We start from the raw sequence: 19,101 nt of genomic DNA on the forward strand, positions 1-19,101 counted from the left end.
CTAAAAGACACCACACCGTGGTGAGGCGGAGCATAATAGGTCTCAGCTCGCTACTGCAATGCGTCCAAAGTGCCGTAATCGGCACTCCTGACCACCAGCGTTCGGGTAATGGCTCGCGATTCCCCGCCGAACAACTCTTCCACCTCTCCCTCGGTGGGTACGATTCCAATATAGGGCTCCCGGAAGTCGATCTGCGGCCATAGAGCCAGCGGTGAATCCCCGAAGAGGCTATCAAGATCGGTCTCCGCGCAGAGGGCACTGTCATGCGCCAGTATCGCGAACGTCTCAAAGTCCCCAGCGCGCTCGGCCATCGCTTTGGCGAAAGACTCATCGAGTGCAACGGTGTCGGTCATCCTGTAATTACAGGAGTCGATGTAGGCCACTTTTTCAAGCGTCCCGGCTATGGAGAAACCGATCAACGTCAGGCCGCGCTTAAGATAGGTAGGCTCTGCGCCCCCATTCGGCTGTGCGTAGGATCGTCCCATCTCGTAACCCGCAGAACGGAGCTCGAAGGTGACCCATTCCTTCTCGATGGCCCAATCCGTAAATACCGAAGCCACGCCAGCGGCCTGACGCCGCTCAATCGCCTTGCGTTTATTTACCGTGCGGACCCAGGACAACACCCCTGCGTCCTCACGCGCTCTTGTAGCCAGATTTTTACCACCGCGGTCAGACGGAATCGCCAGTCCGTAAAGATTCATGCCTTTGATATGGCCCAGCACATGCCGGTTAGCGTACTCGTAACTCGATAGCGTCCATATCACCTGGTCAAAGCCCATGCCGGTCGCCTGATGGTATTCCAGGGGCGTATGGACCATTGGAATCACCTGCGGCAGCCAGTGGGCATGCTGCTCGGATACCTGCTCCAGAATCGCGACCCGATCTTCAGGGACATCAAGCACCAATTTCTTATCGGGATGCGCTGCAAGCCAACTCTCAAGTAGTGATAGAGAGCAACGGGAAGCGACAACCGATTCGGGTTCGGCGACAACGTCAGCCAGCGCCCCGCTGCCAGCCTCATGTCCAAAAACGCGGTGATAACTGGTCGCAGGGTCAGCAACGCAGGCCAGCGCACCGGAGTCGTCCCGGGACAGCGTGATCTCAAACAACTCATGCTCATCGCTGAAATGAGTCAAGGTGTCGCTCGGGGCACGATAGGTCTGATCTTCAAACCAGCCATCGGCATGTAACACCATGGGGAGATATTGGTGATCTTGCTGCCGGTGCAGGGGTACCGGCCGAACAAAATCCTCGATTTCCACAACCATTCCCTGCTCCAGCGTCTCGACGTACTCGGTGATCGCACCGTTGCCAGAGATAATGCCGATATAGGGCTCCCGCCAACCAATTTCATTCCACCGGCTCAAACCCGTACGTTGGAACAGAAACTCAAAATCGAAAGGGGAGCACAGCGCGCTGTCGTGGGCGATTACGACGAACGCACCAAACAGGCCACCCATCTCACTCATCACCGAACCAAAGTCACCACGACCACCCCATTGGGTGGTCGTGGCGCCCGAGCAGGTATCCACATTGGCGAGCAACACAGGCTCGCCAGGGCTGTTGATCCCGAGCAGTGAAACGCCCCGAGGCACCAGGGTTTTCAGCTTCGACGCCGTATTCTGCAGATAGGAGCTTCCCGCCCGATGTCCGCCCGCCGACTTGATGATGTAACTACCGAGGAGGTTGGTGTCGGGTACCGCGGTATTGAACTTGGTCGTTGAGTACTCTCTCAAGTGCTCCAGCTCAACGCGCCGTGCATCAGAGAGCCCACCGGTCATAGAGGTGCGATCGAAAAAGGTCTCGAAGGTATCAAAGGGGATGGTCTCCCCATCGGCGAGAATCGAGAAGCCTTTCTTGCGGCTGCCAAGACTGCCGTAAACCGCGCAAATCTGGCCTCGGGAGCCAAATTCACCATCGGCGAACCAGGCATTGATATGGCAGTCATCCACCCATACCAACGGCTGGTCGTATTCGAGCAGTGATACCGACTGCTGCAGCGACTGGCGGCCATTGAAATCGAAGAGAATCTGGGAAACGCTCAGATCTTCGTTTAACAGGAATAGCGCCGGATAGCGGACCTCGCGGTCGCCCAGCACCAGCATTTCGCTCGCTGAATCAAGCGTTACGCCATCGCTTACCCCGGGGAACGACCACAAGGAGAGGAAGTATCCGCGAGCTCTGCTGAGGAAGTTATTGAAGCGGGATTTTTTTTGAAAAAGCTTCGGGCCTGAGCGAAGCAAATCACGACCAAATCCCAGCGCCTCCACATCGTAGCCCGCAAGCGTGAGCATGGTGGGGCCCACATCGATGGTTGAACCGCGGGTGTTTACACTGGCGGGCGTTAGGTCGTTGCCAAAAAACATCAGCAGATTCTTGCGATCACCGGTCTCCAGCAGCTCGGTCGCGCTGTTGGTCATCGCCAGATGATCGGAGCTGACCACGAGTAATGTGTTGTCAAAGATGTCGCTGCCACGAATCCGTTCGATAAACTCGGCTGCCATCTGGTCGGCACAATGTACGGCGTTGAGGATAGGGTTGCTGCCATCGCCATATACGACCTCCTCACACCGCTCTGAGACGTGGCCGATAGGGTTATGCGTGTCGAGCGTCAGCATAAAAAAGACAAAGGGAGCATCGGCAGCGGCGAGCGCATCAAATTTCTCTTCCGCAATGGCGAACAGGCTGTCGTCGTAAAGGCCCCAGGATGACAGGTATTCCGGGTCGTCTAGTGTGCCGACGAGCTCCTCTCGCCCCTGGACATCATCAAACTGGTGCGATGTATAAAAATTGCCCTTACCCGCAAAATCCAGCGCAGCACCGCCGAGATAGTTGAGGTGATAGCCCTGCTCGTGAAGCATGTCACCCATACAGTTCGCCCCCGGTAAAAACTGATCCGCGCCCGACATGGTATTGCCACCGGCGAGCAGGGGTATCCCGCACTGCGCAGCGGTCATGCCAGCAATCGTCCACTCGGTGCCAATGACCTGATCGATCGCGGTAAAGCTGATGGCCTCCTTTTCCAGTCTTTTTAAATTAGGCACCAGACCCGGAAAAATGGTTTCGTCAAAGTAGGTGCGCTCCACCGACTCGAGATAAATATGGACAATGTTTTTCTGCGGACCTGCGCTCCCTAACTTCACCTCCTGAACGAACTCAGGCGGGACAACCGCCGTCGCTACGATATTCCGCGATTCATAAAGGCGGTAGAGATCAGCGCTGGCAGGATTCAGGTAAAAGGACAGGCCGACCAGACCAAACGCCGCAGCGACCTGAAACTTGTGTCGGCCCAAGGTAGCGTCAGTCCGCATCAGGCGATAACTGAGGAGGCTTAGCAGAACAATCGTGACCATCGCGACCAGAGCAATGGCCATCGGGCCGATAAATGCACCGAGACCTGCTGAGAGGATATCGACGTCGAGATGGTAGATAACCGCTTCGTTGATGCCATCGCCCGAGAGCTGATCCGCCGCCAGATAAACGAGCACCAGCAACAACGATGAAAATACCGTTCCTGCCAGTAGGGCGGCGAGCCAGCGACTACCGAGTGCCCGGTAACACAACGCAACGGCAGCTAAGGCTAGGGTGGCAACGGTAAGAATAAGTGACATAAATTTGTGATTCGACGATTCAGGTGGCTCGCGGGACCGATGACGGCAGTGAGCAGGTTTTAAAACCAGTGTAGCTAAGGGTTCACAGCAAAATTACCGACCAGACGACAACGATGATCAAGAGACCAATCATCTGCGCCGCGCTGCCAACGTCCTTGGCCGCCTTCGACAGCGGGTGCAGTTCCATGGAAATACGATCAACGGTATTTTCAATGGCGGTATTCAGAAGCTCTATGACCAGTGACAGCAACGGGGCCAACATCAATAAAGCGCGCTCCGCACGGCTCACATCCAGCCAGAGCGCCAGCGGCTGAAGAAGCATGTTGATAAATACGACCTGGCGAAAAGCATCCTCGTTGACAAATGCCGTTCGCAATCCCATTAGCGAATAACGACTGGCGTTGATCAGGCGTGAAAGGCCCCGCTTGCCCTTTAAAGACCCCGCGCCGCTTTCTGAATCCTGCTCCATCTTTGAAGATTAACATCATTATCAATCGATAGAAGCTGCGAAGGCGGCGATCCGGCAACAAACGCGATTTATCAGAACGCCACGGTTTGCAACGACACAGGGCCAAAAGGAGGCTCTTATTCATCGCCAAAAAGGTCTATTCTCAACGACTACTTATCAAAATGCGGAGAATCAACAATGGATGCAGTCCGAATCAAAACCACGCCCGATCCCATGGAGCCTTTCTGCCTGTCCCAGGCGTTTCGTATTGGCGATATGGTCATGGTCTCCGGTCAAGCTGCCATCACCAAAGAAGGCGAGCTCGCCGGTGTGGGAGATTTCCACCGCCAGGCCGAGCAGACCTTTGCCAACCTGGAGGAGGTACTTGAAGCCGCGGGGTCGAGTCTCGACCAGGTCGTCAAGGTCACCATCTACCTCACCGACATGTCGCATTTTGAGGACATCATCGCCCTCAGGCAAAAGTATTTTTCGGCACCCTATCCGGCGGATACGATTGTCGAGGTGTCTTCGCTGGCACTACCAGAGCTGGAGATTGAGATAGAGGCAACGGCGCTTGTTGACGGAAAGACCGTAAATAGTTAGTACGCGACTAACCATCGGCGGTGAAGAAGTCACCTCTCGGGTTGCCATCCTCGTCATATACCGGCTCTTCAAGATCAACGCGGTATTTTTTGACCACGGCACCGGGCTTCATGGAGTAGCTGGCCAAATGCCCGGCCATATCGGTATACCAATGGCTTTTCAGGTGTGCCGATAAAGTTTCGGAAGAAGACCATTCCTCGTACACCCAAATTCTGCCGCGAGTCAGGTGATCTTCGGTCCAGGAATAAGCGATGCAGCCCTCTTCACTCAGAGCGCCTTCGATATGGGGTCGCGCGCTTGCAATTAACTTGGGAACATCCTCGGGGTTTTCAAAATCGAGGTATCCCGAGATTATGACGGTCATCGCTACTCTCCATCGAAAGGACTCAGGCCAGAGAATATCCCCGACGTTGTGCATCGTATCACCGCCTGAGCGGAGTGAATTCAAATACGATCGCTGGCCACGGGCCCACATTTATCAGAACCCATTACAGCAGCAGGCTGGATAGCGGCGACGCACTCCTCCAGGGTCTGAACTAACAGCATTAACCAATTCACTGCAAGACAACTTGCGCGCCGGCCAATCGCCGGTAAGTTAATCAACGACTAAAAAGACACACGTGATGACGAGTTTATTAGCCACGGATTCCGGCGGCAATGAACTCGTTGAACAGGCCGATATCCTGGTGCATTATGAGTTTATTGTGGCAAAAGGTTCGATTATTTCAGAGGGATTGCTAGCCGTATGCACGTCACAGATGAGGCAGCAACATGAAAAACATTGTATCCATAGAGGGCAGTCCCGATAGCGTCGGTTGCGGTATAGCGGTAGAAGATCTGGGTGCCAAAGCGATGGCGCAATTGCTTGACCTCCATGAGAATACAGCGACCGCCGATAATAGAAACCAGTTGCTGAACCAGTTCTACTCCTGGGCACATCAGCTCAAGCTGGCCGATGGCGCGCACTATAGTGGTCCTGGCGAAAAACCCCACTGGACGGCGGGAACACAGTGCCAGCACAGCAGCAGCCACCAATTGGTAGTGCAGGGCGTTATGCTGGGAACCGTGACGCTGTCACGTCAAGAGCACTACGGCGCTTCGGAACTGGCCATTCTTGAGCGCGCGGCTTTATGCGTCTCCAAGGGACTCAGGTTGTTCGATCGACTGGATAAGCTTGAAGCCAGCAGTAGTCACGATCCCCTGACCGGGCTACTGAACCGGACGGCGCTCGATGAACACCTCGACCGAGAAATTGCTCGCGCGCTACGGCACGGCTCTCGCTTGTCGCTTATGCTACTCGACGCTGATAACTTTAAGGAAATCAATGATCAGCTCGGCCATTTGGTGGGCGATCACGTTCTCCGTACGCTGGCCGACCTGATGCGGGCAGAGTGCCGGGAGACGGACGCAGTTTATCGTCTGGGTGGCGATGAATTCGTTATTTTGCTGCCCGAAACGGGTCGGGATCAGGCGATTTTCGCCGCACGGCGTCTCCGCAATCGGCTTGCGCATCAGCCGGCGAGTAGCTATTTCCTCGATGCCGAGGATGAAGGTTTTATTGTCAGGCAACCGCCGCGATTCAGCATTGGTGTGGCAGAACTCGACCCTGCACATCCCTCTAAAGAATCCTTGATCAATGAGGCCGATGCGCAGATGTACCGCGCCAAAGCCAAGGGAACAGGACGGGTGGAATAAAAATCATACGCGGGTCCCAGCGCCACTAATCCTGCCTGTCGTTATATCGGTACAGGCCGTCTTAACCGCCTCATCGCGGGTAAGACGCTCAAAGCGAAGGGCTTTTCTGTGCTAGCGTTCCCCAATGTGTCTGATCGCTATCGCCTACCGCGCAAATCCTGATTTCCCGTTGGTGCTGCTCGCCAATCGGGACGAATTTTACGACCGACCGACAGCACCCTTGCATTTTTGGGACGATCACCCGGGAATCGCAGCCGGCCGCGACCTCGATGCCGGGGGGACCTGGTTGGGAGTGACCCGGGGAGGGCGCTTCGCCGCCCTGACCAATGTTCGCGAACCCCCGCCCCGGGTATCCGGACCACGCTCCCGCGGCGACATTGTCACCGACTTTTTGACGAGCGCGCAGAGCCCCGCAGTCTGGCTGGCGTCATACCGCGATCAATTTGATCAGTTTCAGGGTTTTAATCTGCTGTTTGGCAGTCTAGACGAGGGACTTTATTTCACCAGCAATCGACTGGGTACGCTCGAAACCGTATCCCCCGGGGTTCATGGCCTATCCAATGGCAGCCTGAACGATGACTGGCCCAAGGTTCGCGGGCTGTGTGAGGGGCTGACTCGGATCCTGGCGACTGAGACCACACTGGAAGCACCACGTTTGCAGCCGCTGCTGGTAGATCGCACCCAACCCGAAGACGGCAACCTACCCGACACCGGGGTCGGCCTCGATCTTGAGCGACTACTGGCGCCTCGATTTATCGTCTCAGAGGGGTATGGCACGCGCTCGAGTAGCATCGTGATTGTCAACCGCGGGCGCGAGATCCGGTTCAGTGAATATCGCTACCCGCAAAGTGGAGAATGCTCGCCGCCCGAGACTTCAGCGCTGGACTGGCAGGTTCCAAACGACATCTAGGCTTATCTGCCAAGCAATTTCCAAATTAAAATTACCGGTTGGTAATCCACACCGCCTGATAGGGCGTCAGTGTCCACTCCGGCTCCGACTCCTCAACCACACGTCCGGAAATAAGGTCCCGCCAGCTATCCCCGACCACCATATTAAGGTCGGTCATAAACAGCGGCTGCGGCTGATTCGAGATGTTGTAAATGCAGAAGATACTTTGACGCCGATCATTGCTGTGGCGCCAGAAGCCAAACAGGGCGCCGCCAAGCTGCAGCGTGTATTGGGTGGCGTTGGGGTGAAACGCCGACTGCTGGGTGCGCAGCCTGATTAACTCCTGGAGGCGATCGAAGACCCGCCGGGTTTCGGTGTCCTCATTATCCAGCAGGACTTCCAGTTCCTCGAGATGCCACTGATGCCGATTGATTGCCCGGTTGTAGCCCAGTTGCTCGAGTCGCTTGTGGTCGTTGCGCGTGCCCAACAGACTATGAATGTAAAACGCGGGAATGCCCTCGAGGCCAAGCATCACCGCGTGGGCACAGATAAACCGCTCAAAGCCGAGCTCATCACGGCCTTCCAGGGTACCCTGCAGCGCATCAAACAGTGCAATATTGATTTCATACGCCTTGCGCATGCCACCGCCACCGGCGCGCCAGGACACCACACCGCCAAAGGATTGCATGGCGTGGATAAAGCCATCGAGTTCATCGTCGTTGAGCAGCCCCTCGGCGGGCCGCAGGCCGATACCATCGTGGGAGGCGATGAAGTTGAAATAGGTGGTACCAAACTGCGCCGGTGGCAATGTCATCAACCACTGGGAGAGGTAACGACTGTTGCCGCTGAGCAGGGTATAAACCAGAAGCGGCGGCAGCGAGAAGTTGTAAATCGCGTGGGCCTCGTTGGCGTTACCGAAATAGGAGAGATTTTCACGATTGGGGATGTTGGTCTCGGTAATTACCATCGAATTGGGCGACGCATGTTCAATCAAGGTGCGTAACAGGCGGATGATTTCGTGGGTTTCCTCGAGGTTAATCGACGTTGTACCCGCAACTTTCCACAAAAAAGCGACCGCATCGAGCCTGAAAATTTCGACGTTTTTGTCGAGATGCAAGCGGATGATACGAACGAACTCCTGAAGCACCTTGGGGTTACGAAAATCAAAATCGACCTGATCGTGACTGAAAGTACACCACACCCATTGCTTTCCCTTGACCGTATCGACCGGGCGAAGCAGCGGTGAGGTCCGCGGCCTGACCACCTCACTCAGGTCGTCATTGGGGGACGCGGTAAAATAATAATCCCGACCGGGATCCTTATCGTTGATGAAATTATCGAACCATTCGCTCTCGCCGGAACCGTGGTTGATCACCAGGTCGCCCATCAGGCGAAAATCCTGGCCGATCAGGCGCACGTTGTCCCAATTACCCAGTTTTTTATTGACCTCGGTGTAATCCTTGACCGCGAAGCCATCGTCAGAAGTCCAGGGGAAGAAGGGCAGTATGTGCACCACGTTCACCGCGCCCTCGAGGTGCTGCTTGAGGAATCGATGCAGGGTTTTCAGTGGTGCCTCATGCTTTGATACAAAGGTATCGCCATAAGTGATGGTGGCGATATCGGTCTGATTCCACAGGTTACGGTGCGCCTCCGGTGCCTCCGATCCGGGATCGAGGCGCATCTCAGCAATCAGGTCGAGGGCAATCGACGGCAAACTGGCTTCGAGCGATACCGTCTCATAGATCTTCTCGAGGTGTCGCAGTACGCGTTGTTGCAAATTCGGTAACATCAGCCGGCTCCTGGAAGGCTATGAAAATTCGCGGACATCGGCTTCTACGGCCTTGACCAGACGATCATAGATATCGGGAATGGCGCTGCGCACTCGCCCCCAGCTGGGAATAAACGGGCGCTCCATGGGTCGTTCCAGAAATACCTGCCCCGCTTCCATAATATTGTTGGCGAACAGTTCCACGGCCTTCTCTTCGTTATGGATGTCGTAGGACAGTCCATTCATGATCGCATCGTTGCGATAGGTCTCAACAAAATCCAGGGCAATTCGCAGGTAAGTCGCCTTGATGGTACGGAAGGCCTCCTGCTCAAAGACGTGACCCTGGGTCGCCAGCTTGCGGAACATGGCTTTGGTGATATCGGTAGACATCCGCGACAGCCCTGCAGCCTTATCATCGACGGACAGATTCTGGTGTTTATGATCGTAATTATCGGCGATGTCGACCTGACACAGACGATTGTTGTTGTAGTTACGATAAACCTCTGACAGCACACCAATCTCCAATCCCCAGTCACTGGGAATACGCAGATCGTTCATGGCATCACGACGGAAAGCGAACTCTCCGGCGAGAATGTAGCGAAAGCTATCGAGATAATCGAGGTAAGCGGTATTGCCGATCACGCGCTTAAAGGCGCGAATCAGCGGAGTGACCAACAAACGGGAGACACGACCGTTGAGTTTATTGTCCGAAACACGCGCGTAAAAGCCTTTACAAAACTCGTAGTTAAACATCGGATTGGCAACGGGATAGAGGAGCCGCGCGAGCATGGCGCGATCGTAGGTGATAATGTCGCAGTCATGCAGCGCGATCGATTCAGCGCGACCGGTGGCCAGGGCGTAGCCCATGCAGTACCAGACGTTGCGGCCTTTCCCGGCCTCCCTCGGTGCCAGCCCCAATTCCTTCAGTTCCCCATCGATTTCCCGCAGTCGCGGCCCGTCGTTCCACAACACGCGATGGTGTTGTGGGAGAACCGAAAAGAACTCGAGGGCATGGCGGTACTCGTCTTCGTTCGCGCGGTCGAGGCCGATAACCACCTGGGACAGATAGGGCACGTCGCTGAGCTGCTGCACAATATTCGGGAGTGCCTCGGTTTGCAGCTCCGAGTAAAGCGACGGCAGGATAAGCCCCAATGGCCTGCGAATACTGAACTGGGTCATTTCACGTTCCATCTCGTGCAACGGGCGTGTATTCAGATTGTGCAGCGTGGTGATCGTGCCGTTCTGATGGAAATCAGCCATCGACTATGCCTCCAAGGCTAAAATTGATGTGCGCAAAAATATCGCGCAGTCCCTGCTGCCAACCGGCAGGCCCGGGTTCCTGACTGACAAAGAGACCCGAGTCCCGGTCTACCGCGGGCAATGGATTGACCGGCGAGCGAATCAGCAATGCGTAGTCGGCGACCTCGAGCATGGGCACATCGTTGTTACCATCGCCAATGGCAATACTGATTGGCGCCGATCCACCCGGATCATTGTAATGATCATTCAGCCATTGCAGGGCCCTACCCTTGTCGGAAGGACCCATGACGTGAATGAATCGCCCCCCGCGATGCACGGCGGCACCGTGCTCACGGAGCGCCTTCGAAAACGCCTGCAACTGTTCATCACTACCCCGCCAGTGTACCGCCTCACCGAACTCGCGCTGCATGGCCGCCGCCGCCTCTTCAGCGGAAAGACCGGTCAACTCGACCACATCGGCGACCTGCATCGCGCTAAAGGGTGTAAAGCAACCATCGAGGTCACGACCGAGCTGTTCCAGTATCGGCCGCCAGTGCTCCCGAGCCGGTACAAAGCGGTGGCGATACAGGGTATCGATGCGTTCAGAATCGGCAGCAGTACGCGAGCCATCGGCTGCCTCCCAATAGACGGCAGAGCCATTTTCAATGATGAAAGGGTAGGCATTGCCAAGTCGGTGTCTGAAAACCGATAACTCGGCACGTGTTTTGCTGGTGCAGGGTACAACGGGAATCGATGATGCCGCGAGTTCGCCAAGCAAGGGTTCCGCAGCGGCGAACGAATAGGTGTGATGATCGAGCAATGAACCATCGAGATCGGTATAGATCACCAGTGGCGTCATCCGGGTGTCCGCTCGCGGAAGTGGCGGGCATCCATAATCTCGCGCTCTTCATCCAGCCTGAACAGAACATTGACCCGATCCGGCAAGGTTCGTAGCCCGTGCTCGGTGAGACGCTGATAGTGCTGAATAAAACGGGCGATGGCAGCCTCGGACATAATGTGGGGGCTGCCCGCCTGCTTACCGAGACGGTCCCGCAGCTTGTTTTCCTGCTCCAGCCGCCATCGATGGATACAGTCAAATCCCGGGGCTTGCAGCATCACCCAAAAGTCGAAGCGCCCATACAGGGGTTCGTACTGTGCCAGGAGTTGTTCGTTGACCCAGTGTCGCCACACCGCATCGCCGTCGTCATCGGCTTCCAGTGCATTGACCGGCGTCGCCAGCTCCACAGGCGACTGATGCGTGATACCCATGCACCAGCCTTCAACAAGCACCACATCGAGCGGCGCCGTAAAAAGCGACCAGTGGTCGGGCGCAACGCGATCGTCGGTGGCCTTGTCAAAACGGGGAACACGTACAGGACCCTCGTGTGATATCAGTTGCTCGAGCACGGTGGTGAGCAAGTCGACATCGTGTGTTCCCGGCACCCCGCGGGTCGCCAGTAACGGGTGAATGTCCCTGGCGAGGGTTTGACGCTCTGCGTGGGTCAAATAGAAATCATCGATCGACAAATCTGCGACGGAAAGCCCGTATTGGGACTGAAGCACCTCGCGAAGCAGCGCACACAGGGTGCTCTTGCCTGACCCCTGACTGCCATTGACACCGACCAGCAGTGTTTTACCCGCCTTGAGTTGCGCGGCGGCGATCTGACTTGCCAGCGGAAGAAACCATTGCCGCGCCGTGGCGGCATAACGTTCGGGCAAGTCTTCCTTCTGCAAAAACTGCTCGAAGATCAATTCGAGATTGCCGTCCTGCTTCTCACCGACCGCTGTCATGGCACTCGCTACGTATCACGTTGAACCATGCTATTACGGTAACCGCGGTCACGCCAATCCACTGCAAGCCGATGCGCACTGATACGGGCCATCACTCAGACGAGAGGGGCTATCAGATAAAACACGGCGGCAATACCGGCGGCGAGTAGCGCGTAAGGCAGCTGGGTGATGGCGTGGTCATAGGTTCTACAGCCCGCCCCCTGTGCCGAAAGCACCGTGGAATCGGAATAAAAACAGGCGTGACTGCCAAAGCCGCTGGCGGACAACAAGGCACCGATGACCAGGGCCATGTTGACGTCCAGAGCATGCGCCAGCGGAAACGCAATCGGCATGGCAATCGCAATAACGCCCCAGTTGGAACCGGTGGTGTAGGACACCACCGACATGGTGATAAAAATCAGCACCGGTAACAGCTCGGCGGTCAGGTAGGGACGCACGCCATTGATCACATACTCGGTCATGCCGATGGCCATATTGGCCTCCACAAACACAAACAGTGCAATCAGCATGCTCAGTACGGGAATCATCGACTTGAGCCCGTCCATACAGGTATCCAGCAGCTCTCCCAGCGGCATAATCCGCATTACCGTGTACTGCACCAGCGTCACCAGAATTCCGATAATCACCCCGCGGAGAAGATCGACTTCGGGGACTACGGTAAAAAACAGCAGGGCAAAAATCGGGACGAAAAACACACTCACGCCACCGCGCTCGGAGGGCTCAACAGTCAACGCTACATCCTCCACAATGCCGAGATCCCCCGTCTCTTCGGCCCGCAACTCCACGGTCCGCATACGGCCGAGCAGGGGAATCACGCGAGTGACCGCCAGCGGCACAACAATAATCGCCACTATCGGGTAAAACATGTAGGGGATGGCGGCGACAAACTGGGCAATACCCTCACCCGGAGCGGCAACCTCGTTTTTTTCAAGCAAGCCCGCAAAATAAACACCCCAGCTCGAGATGGGCACCAGAAGGCACATCGGCGCCGCCGTGGAGTCGACCACATAGGCCAGCATTTCCCGTGAGACCCGAAAACGGTCGGTCACCGACTTCATGGTGGCACCCACGGTGAGGGAATTGAGGTAATCATCGAGAAAAATGGAAAGACCCAATACCCAGGTGGTAAGCAGGCTGGCTTTTTTACTGTGAATCCGGCGGGTGAGCATTTGGCCAAAGGCATAAGAACCGCCGCCCTTTACCAGCAGCGCAATAAAGGGTCCGTAAAGTCCACACACCAGTACGATCCAGACGGTCACCTCGTCTCCAACCACCGTCATGATCGTGCTCGACAGCGATTCAATAAAGTTGATGCCGTCCATGATCAGAAACGCCAGAAGCGATCCCGCAATAACCGATTCCAGGGTGCGATGGCTCCAAATCGCCAGAAACAACACCAGTGCTGTGGGCACCAGGCTGATTATCCCGTAATCCATTTTGACAGTCCCCAATAGAGCGCCGCGTTAACCAGTGCCGGGATTCGACACGCCAGTGGCTATAACACTGGGATTGGCGGCTCGGTGCAAGGATTATTTGCCGCCACCAAGCCCGCGGTGTATTTTCAAAGGCCGTCTGCGCGGATACCAACCCGCTGTCGGCTGATCAGTAACAGGAGCTTAGGGTTTTGAGTGTTGAAGAACTGCTGGAGGAGATAGATGCCGTTGGCTCGGGACCCGAGGTAGGGGCAATTTTTGATTTCGACGGCACCATTATCGCGGGCTACTCGGCCATGGTTTTTCTTCGCGATCAATTATCCAACGGCCATCTCAGCTATCGCGAGTTCGTCGAACTCTCCCGCGCCCTGGTCAGCTTTGGGATGGGTAATATGGGCTTTTCTGCAATGATGGCCGTCCATGCCCAGTTCATGGTGGGAAGCACGGAAGATGACTATCGTGCAACCGGAGAACGCCTGTTCGAGAAAGGCATCGCACGATTGATCTACCCCGAGTCCCGCCGCCTGATCGATGCGCATCGGCGCAAAGGCCACTCGATTGCCATCGTCAGCTCTGCGACCCCGTATCAGGTCGAGGCCTCAGCACGGGATCTCGATATAGAGCATCTTTATGCCACCCGCCTCGAAGTGGAAGACGGCAAATTCACCGGCAGGGTGATTCGACCGACGTGTTTTGGCGAGGGCAAGGTCATCGCCGCTGAGGACTTTGCCGCCAAGACGGGCGCGGACCTCGACCGCAGTTTCTTTTATTCCGACAGTACCGATGATATTCAGCTGCTCGAGCGCGTCGGCCGACCCGTCGCGCTCAACCCAAAATCAAAACTGGAGCGGGTTGCGCGGGAGCGAGGCTGGCCACTGGCGACTTTTGATAGCCGGGGAGGAGTAAAACCCGGTCAGGTCGTGCGCTCGATGGCAGCCACCGGATCGTTGATTTCCAGTGTGGTCGCCGGGTTACCCATTGCCGCGCTTTCCGGTAAAAAGCGTGATGGTTTCAACTTTTCCGCCTCACTGTTTGCCGATACCGCCAGTGCGATTATCGGGCTTGAACTCGATGTCTCGGGCGAGGAAAACCTGTGGACCCATCGACCGGCGGTTTTCATGTTCAATCATCAAAGCAAGACCGATGTCATCATCATGGCGAGTCTCTTGCGCCGGGATTTTTCTGGAATCGGCAAGAAAGAAATCAAGGATATGCCCCTGATTGGCGCCGCTATGCAGTACAGCGGCCTTGTCTTTATCGACCGCAGCGACGCTGCGGGTGCCATCGAAGCGATGAAACCGCTAATTACGGCGCTACACGATGAAGGGCGCTCCGTCGTCATAGCCCCCGAGGGCACGAGAACACCCACCCCAAAATTAGCACCTTTCAAAAAAGGTGGGTTTCATATGGCAATGCAGGCCGGTGTACCCGTGGTTCCGGTCGTCATCCATAATGCAGGCGACATCGCGCCCAAAGGCGACTTCCTATTCCACCCCGGGAAAGTAAAAGTAGAGATACTGCCAGCCATCCCCACCGCTGACTGGAAGCCGGGGTCGATCAACCGACACCTGACCGAGGTTCGCAATCAATTCCTGCACGCTCTGGGACAACCCGAACTGTCGGTCGTCGAAACCATTGCTGAAATGAAGGCCAGCAAACGCCGGACCGATCAAAAACCTGAAAAGCCGGCGCGTAAGCCTAGATTGAGCGGGGCAGTTGGCCTGATAAAAAGTGCGGGAACTGCACTTAAACGCAGTCGCGGTACTCCCGCAGACACCGACGAGAACGCACTGATGGAAGAGGTGCCAGCAGCGAGCAATAAAGCGGCGCCTAAATCCCGGAAGACCGTTTCACCAGAAAAACGCAAAGCCAGTTCAAAAGCGGCAACCCGAAAAAAGACTGCCAAGAAAGCGACTGTTAATAAAAAATCGGCACAAAAAGTAAAAAAGGCTCCCGTTAAACGCAAGACAAAAGCAAAGGCAAAGTCCTCGAGTGCTGCCGCATCGCCTGTGAAAAAGAAGGCGGCTGCCAAAAAGTCACCGGCGCAGAAAACCAGCGTCAAAAAGCCGGCGAAAGCAAAAGCAGGTAACACCCGAAGCCGTTCAGCTGTAAAATCGAAGTCCAGCGCGCGAAAATCGACGCCGGCTAAGGCGCCGCGGAAAAAAACAGCCGCGAAGGTGAAACCCAAGAATCGCTAGGAGTTCTAGCAGATAATGCCGAAGTTCCCCGAAGCAAAACTGGCTGAATCGCCGTGGCCAAAGGGGGCCGAAGCCGTCATTTTCATCATCGATGCCCGGTCCAGCTTCGAACGAAGCATTCTCGAAGATTGGATCAGCCGTCATGATAAGTCCGGCGTCCCGAGCAAAGTCATACCCCTTGAGCTCGGCGATGATCGTAAGCCGCTCAATGTGGGCGCGCTGGACCGAGCCATCGTGCGACTGCCCAATGCGGTCGTGGCCCCGCTGCGTATTGCCTGGGTACACAGTAGGCGCTCGATCCAGTCCGGACCGCGACTGGTCGACTTTCTTCGCGGCAGTGACTACCGACCCTCGCTATGGCGGCAAAAATACCTCGCCGAAAAGCGTCCAGAGCGAATGCGTCTCGTGCTGGGTGAGCCTGGATCGCTCGATGATCTGAGTGCGCGATTTAAAAATAAATATCAGCAAGAGCCCGCCGCGAGGCCCGCCGATTTTTCGATTTTCGTTGCCCGTCAGGCGGCGATTGTGCTCGATATGGGCGAGCGAAAGCTACGCGGTGGCCGCTATAAGGTTCCACGTTATGTGGTTCATAGCCTTCGCAACAACCCCGATTTTCAGGAAAAACTACGCGCCATTGCCGATGAGCGGCAGGTGCCGCTCGCGGAGGTGCAGCGGGAGGTCAATGACTATTTTGGCGAGATGATTTCCGTGCCCAATCATTTTTGGCTCGATGTTTTTGCCAAGATTAGCAATCTCTGCCTGAGCCTCGGTTACGAACCCGAACTGCGCTACGACAAAAGCGACCTCGAGCGAATACGGGCCATGGTGCGCGAATATCCCTCGGCGCTGCTGTGGACCCACAAAACCTATCTCGATGGGTTTGCGGTCCCAAAAATCATGTTTGAAAATGACTTTCCCATGCCGCACATGTTCGGCGGTGCCAACCTTAATTTTCCCGGCCTCGGTTTCCTGCTTCGCCGATCTGGGGGCATTTTTATAAAACGCAGTTTCGCCGACAACGAGGTTTATAAAGCCACCCTGCGTCAATACATCGGCTACCTGATGGAGAAGCGATTCCCGCTGACCTGGTCCTTTGAAGGCACGCGTTCGCGTCTGGGCAAGCTGATGCCACCGAAATTTGGCATTCTCAAATACGTACTCGAGGGCTGTAGCCATTCGGGGGCGCGCAATATCCATATTATTCCGGTTGCGGTGACCTACGATCTGCTGCGCGATGCGGAGGAATATGCCCGCGAACAGAGTGGGGTACCCAAGGCGCCTGAATCACTTAGCTGGATGGTGGGTTATATCCGCAGTCTTGCGAAGCCCATGGGCAAAATCTACGTTGATTTCGGCGAACCAGTGATATTACCGGAGGCGCCAGACCCCGACGACAAACTGGCGCTATCCAAAGTCGCCTTCCAGGTCGCGGTAGAAGTCAACCGGGTGACACCCATCACCCTGCCGGCGCTCATCAGCATGAGTCTACTCGCTGTATTTCCCCGCGCATTGACCGAGGAAGAGGTCATCGCAGACGTCGACCAGCTGGTGTCCTGGTGTGCAGCGCGCGAACTCAGACACTCGCCTGATTTTGATAAACAGTACGCGGAAAACATGGAGACCCAGCTGCAACTCATGATCGACGAGGGCATCATCAGCCGGTTCGATGGGGGGCGCCAGGTGGTCTACGGCATTGTCGACGGTCAGGCACCGGTGGCCAGTTATTACCGCAATACCATTGTTCATTATTTCGTCAATCAGGCGATTACCGAGCTGGCCTTGCAGGCCGCGATTGATGCCGCCAACGACGGTGCCAATCTTGAAGCGGTATTCTGGGCGGAAGTGGATAACTTGCGCGATCTGTTCAAGTTTGAGTTCTTTTACCCACCCAGCGATGTCTTCCGCCGGGAAATTGCAGGGGAACTTGAGCGTATCGCACCCGACTGGCAGTCATTGTTCGAGCAGGGAAAAACCGGTTTACGGGAATTGCTTGGACGCTTTACCCCATTGGTGGCCCATCGCTCACTACAGATGTTCATCGAGGCCTATGCCATTGCGGCAACCGTACTGGCGGAGTGGCCGAAAGATGAATTTTCGGAGCAGGATTGTGTCGAACACTGTATGAGTTTTGGTAAACAGGCTTTTCTTCAACGCCGCATCAGTAGCGACGCCTCGGTGGGTAAGCTATTGTTCAGCACCGCCTTTAAGGTACTCCAGTCTCGGGAGTTGGTGAATGCCAGTCGACCCGACGTTATCGAGGCGAGAAAACAACACGCGGCACGACTCGATGAGCTGATGCGTCGTATCGAGTACATTCGCGCCTCCAGTATTGCCAGCCGAGGTGCGCTCACCCTAAGGGATTCTGTCCATGAAAGACTGTAATGTTGCCGTTATCGGGGGCGGGTCCTGGGGGACCACCGTCGCATCGCTGGTCAGTCGCAATACCAAAACAGTGATCTGGGCGCGGGATAGCCAAACCGTCGATGAGATCAATCGCGAGCACCGAAACTCGCGCTATCTGGGCGAGCTGCCCCTCAACCCCAAGCTGTCCGCCACCGCAGATCTTGAGGAGGCGGTTGCCAATGCCGACGTTGTGGTCATGGGCGTGCCGTCCAACAGCTTCCGCAGTGTCCTGGAATCGATCAGCGGCTACCTGAAACCGGAGGTACCGCTGGTCAGTCTGACCAAGGGGCTGGAAAAGGGAACGCGACTGCGGATGACCGAGATCTGCAAACTGGTCGCGCCAGGGCACACCGCCGGGGTACTAACCGGACCCAATCTCGCAAAGGAAATTCTCGCCGGACAAGCCGCGGCCAGTGTGATTTCTACCGACAATAGCGACGTCACGGAGTACCTGCGTGAACTCTTCAATGGCGGTCTTTTCCGGGTTTACAGCAACCGGGATGTCATCGGCTGCGAGCTCGGTGGTGTTCTCAAAAATCTCATTGCCATTGCCGTGGGAATGGGGGACGGGCTTGGGGCCGGAGACAATACTCGCGCCGCGCTGATAACCCGGGGCCTCGCTGAGATGGGACGACTGGGCACGGCGCTGGGCGGAGAGCCGCTTACCTTCGCCGGTCTCGCGGGAATGGGTGATATGATTGCAACCTGCACAAGTGCCCAGAGCCGGAATCGGCACGTTGGGGTCGAGCTGGCCAAAGGCCGCGCCATCGACGACATTATCGACTCCATGCATATGGTTGCCGAAGGCGTGAAAAGCGCGCCAACGGTGATTGAGATTGCCCGCGAGCGCAACATTTCCATGCCCATCAGTGAAGACGTCTACAAAGTCATTATCGGGGAGTCCAACGCCAAGTCCGCTTACCGGGGACTGCTCAGGACCACCGCCGGCGCCGAGCATGCACCCGGTTAGATCCCTGGGCACCACCATTGGCCAAAGCGTTAGACTAACAAGAGCTTTAAACA

Annotated in this window: 14 protein-coding genes; 6 read left to right on the plus strand and 8 right to left on the minus strand. The window is 56.0% G+C overall.

The window, feature by feature from the left end:
* Positions 1 to 50 precede the first annotated feature (50 nt).
* Positions 51 to 3,611 carry a sulfatase-like hydrolase/transferase gene (locus NOR51B_RS14810; RefSeq protein ID WP_009020895.1) on the minus strand — a complete coding sequence of 1,187 codons (3,561 nt, stop codon included), beginning with the start codon at positions 3,609 to 3,611 and terminating at the stop codon, positions 51 to 53.
* 82 nt (positions 3,612 to 3,693) lie between these two features.
* Positions 3,694 to 4,080 (minus strand): diacylglycerol kinase, encoded by a 387-nt coding sequence (locus NOR51B_RS03795; protein ID WP_009018934.1) that lies wholly within the window; start codon positions 4,078 to 4,080, stop codon positions 3,694 to 3,696.
* 177 nt (positions 4,081 to 4,257) lie between these two features.
* Here NOR51B_RS03795 and NOR51B_RS03800 point away from each other — a divergent pair, with 177 nt between their 5' ends.
* On the plus strand, positions 4,258 to 4,662 hold the full coding sequence (locus NOR51B_RS03800; RefSeq protein WP_009020378.1) for a RidA family protein: 405 nt from the start codon (positions 4,258 to 4,260) through the stop codon (positions 4,660 to 4,662).
* 7 nt (positions 4,663 to 4,669) lie between these two features.
* On the opposite strand, the gene NOR51B_RS03805 is transcribed toward NOR51B_RS03800, so the two are convergent.
* Positions 4,670 to 5,026 carry a putative quinol monooxygenase gene (locus NOR51B_RS03805; RefSeq protein ID WP_040481739.1) on the minus strand — a complete coding sequence of 119 codons (357 nt, stop codon included), beginning with the start codon at positions 5,024 to 5,026 and terminating at the stop codon, positions 4,670 to 4,672.
* Between the two features lie 407 nt (positions 5,027 to 5,433).
* Between NOR51B_RS03805 and NOR51B_RS03810 the strand changes: the two genes are divergently transcribed.
* Together NOR51B_RS03810 and NOR51B_RS03815 are read left to right on the plus strand one after the other, a co-directional pair.
* On the plus strand, positions 5,434 to 6,357 hold the full coding sequence (locus NOR51B_RS03810; protein WP_009020157.1) for a GGDEF domain-containing protein: 924 nt from the start codon (positions 5,434 to 5,436) through the stop codon (positions 6,355 to 6,357).
* 124 nt (positions 6,358 to 6,481) lie between these two features.
* Complete coding sequence (locus NOR51B_RS03815; protein ID WP_009019677.1) at positions 6,482 to 7,267, plus strand: NRDE family protein; 786 nt, start codon at positions 6,482 to 6,484, stop codon at positions 7,265 to 7,267.
* Positions 7,268 to 7,298: 31 nt separating this feature from the next.
* On the opposite strand, the gene NOR51B_RS03820 is transcribed toward NOR51B_RS03815, so the two are convergent.
* The 5 genes from NOR51B_RS03820 to NOR51B_RS03840 all read right to left on the minus strand — a co-directional run bounded on the left by NOR51B_RS03820 (position 7,299) and on the right by NOR51B_RS03840 (position 13,480).
* Positions 7,299 to 9,035: a sugar phosphorylase gene (locus NOR51B_RS03820; RefSeq protein WP_009019588.1), complete on the minus strand. Its 1,737-nt coding sequence runs from the start codon at positions 9,033 to 9,035 to the stop codon at positions 7,299 to 7,301.
* 18 nt (positions 9,036 to 9,053) lie between these two features.
* Entirely contained in the window at positions 9,054 to 10,274 is a 1,221-nt protein-coding gene (locus NOR51B_RS03825; RefSeq protein ID WP_009020838.1) for a glycosyltransferase family protein, read from the minus strand.
* Complete coding sequence (locus NOR51B_RS03830; protein ID WP_009018880.1) at positions 10,267 to 11,112, minus strand: HAD-IIB family hydrolase; 846 nt, start codon at positions 11,110 to 11,112, stop codon at positions 10,267 to 10,269. Before NOR51B_RS03830 ends, NOR51B_RS03825 begins: the two co-directional genes overlap by 8 nt.
* Positions 11,109 to 12,044, minus strand: coding sequence for a hypothetical protein (locus tag NOR51B_RS03835; RefSeq protein WP_009019550.1), 936 nt, complete (start codon positions 12,042 to 12,044; stop codon positions 11,109 to 11,111). Before NOR51B_RS03835 ends, NOR51B_RS03830 begins: the two co-directional genes overlap by 4 nt.
* Before the next feature lie 95 nt (positions 12,045 to 12,139).
* On the minus strand, positions 12,140 to 13,480 hold the full coding sequence (locus NOR51B_RS03840) for a Na+/H+ antiporter NhaC family protein (RefSeq protein WP_009019505.1): 1,341 nt from the start codon (positions 13,478 to 13,480) through the stop codon (positions 12,140 to 12,142).
* A gap of 188 nt (positions 13,481 to 13,668) precedes the next feature.
* Between NOR51B_RS03840 and NOR51B_RS03845 the strand changes: the two genes are divergently transcribed.
* The 3 genes from NOR51B_RS03845 to NOR51B_RS03855 are packed head-to-tail and all read left to right on the plus strand — an operon-like array spanning position 13,669 to position 19,048.
* A complete protein-coding gene (locus NOR51B_RS03845) occupies positions 13,669 to 15,675 on the plus strand; it encodes an HAD-IB family hydrolase (RefSeq protein ID WP_009020715.1) in 2,007 nt (668 codons plus the stop codon).
* Between the two features lie 15 nt (positions 15,676 to 15,690).
* Positions 15,691 to 18,057: a glycerol-3-phosphate 1-O-acyltransferase gene (locus tag NOR51B_RS03850; RefSeq protein WP_009020337.1), complete on the plus strand. Its 2,367-nt coding sequence runs from the start codon at positions 15,691 to 15,693 to the stop codon at positions 18,055 to 18,057.
* Entirely contained in the window at positions 18,044 to 19,048 is a 1,005-nt protein-coding gene (locus tag NOR51B_RS03855; protein WP_009020871.1) for an NAD(P)H-dependent glycerol-3-phosphate dehydrogenase, read from the plus strand. The genes NOR51B_RS03850 and NOR51B_RS03855 overlap by 14 nt, the downstream gene beginning before the upstream one ends.
* The last annotated feature ends 53 nt before the right edge of the window (positions 19,049 to 19,101 follow it).

Origin of the sequence: Luminiphilus syltensis NOR5-1B (assembly GCF_000158175.1) — a bacterium.
Classification (GTDB): domain Bacteria; phylum Pseudomonadota; class Gammaproteobacteria; order Pseudomonadales; family Halieaceae; genus Luminiphilus; species Luminiphilus syltensis.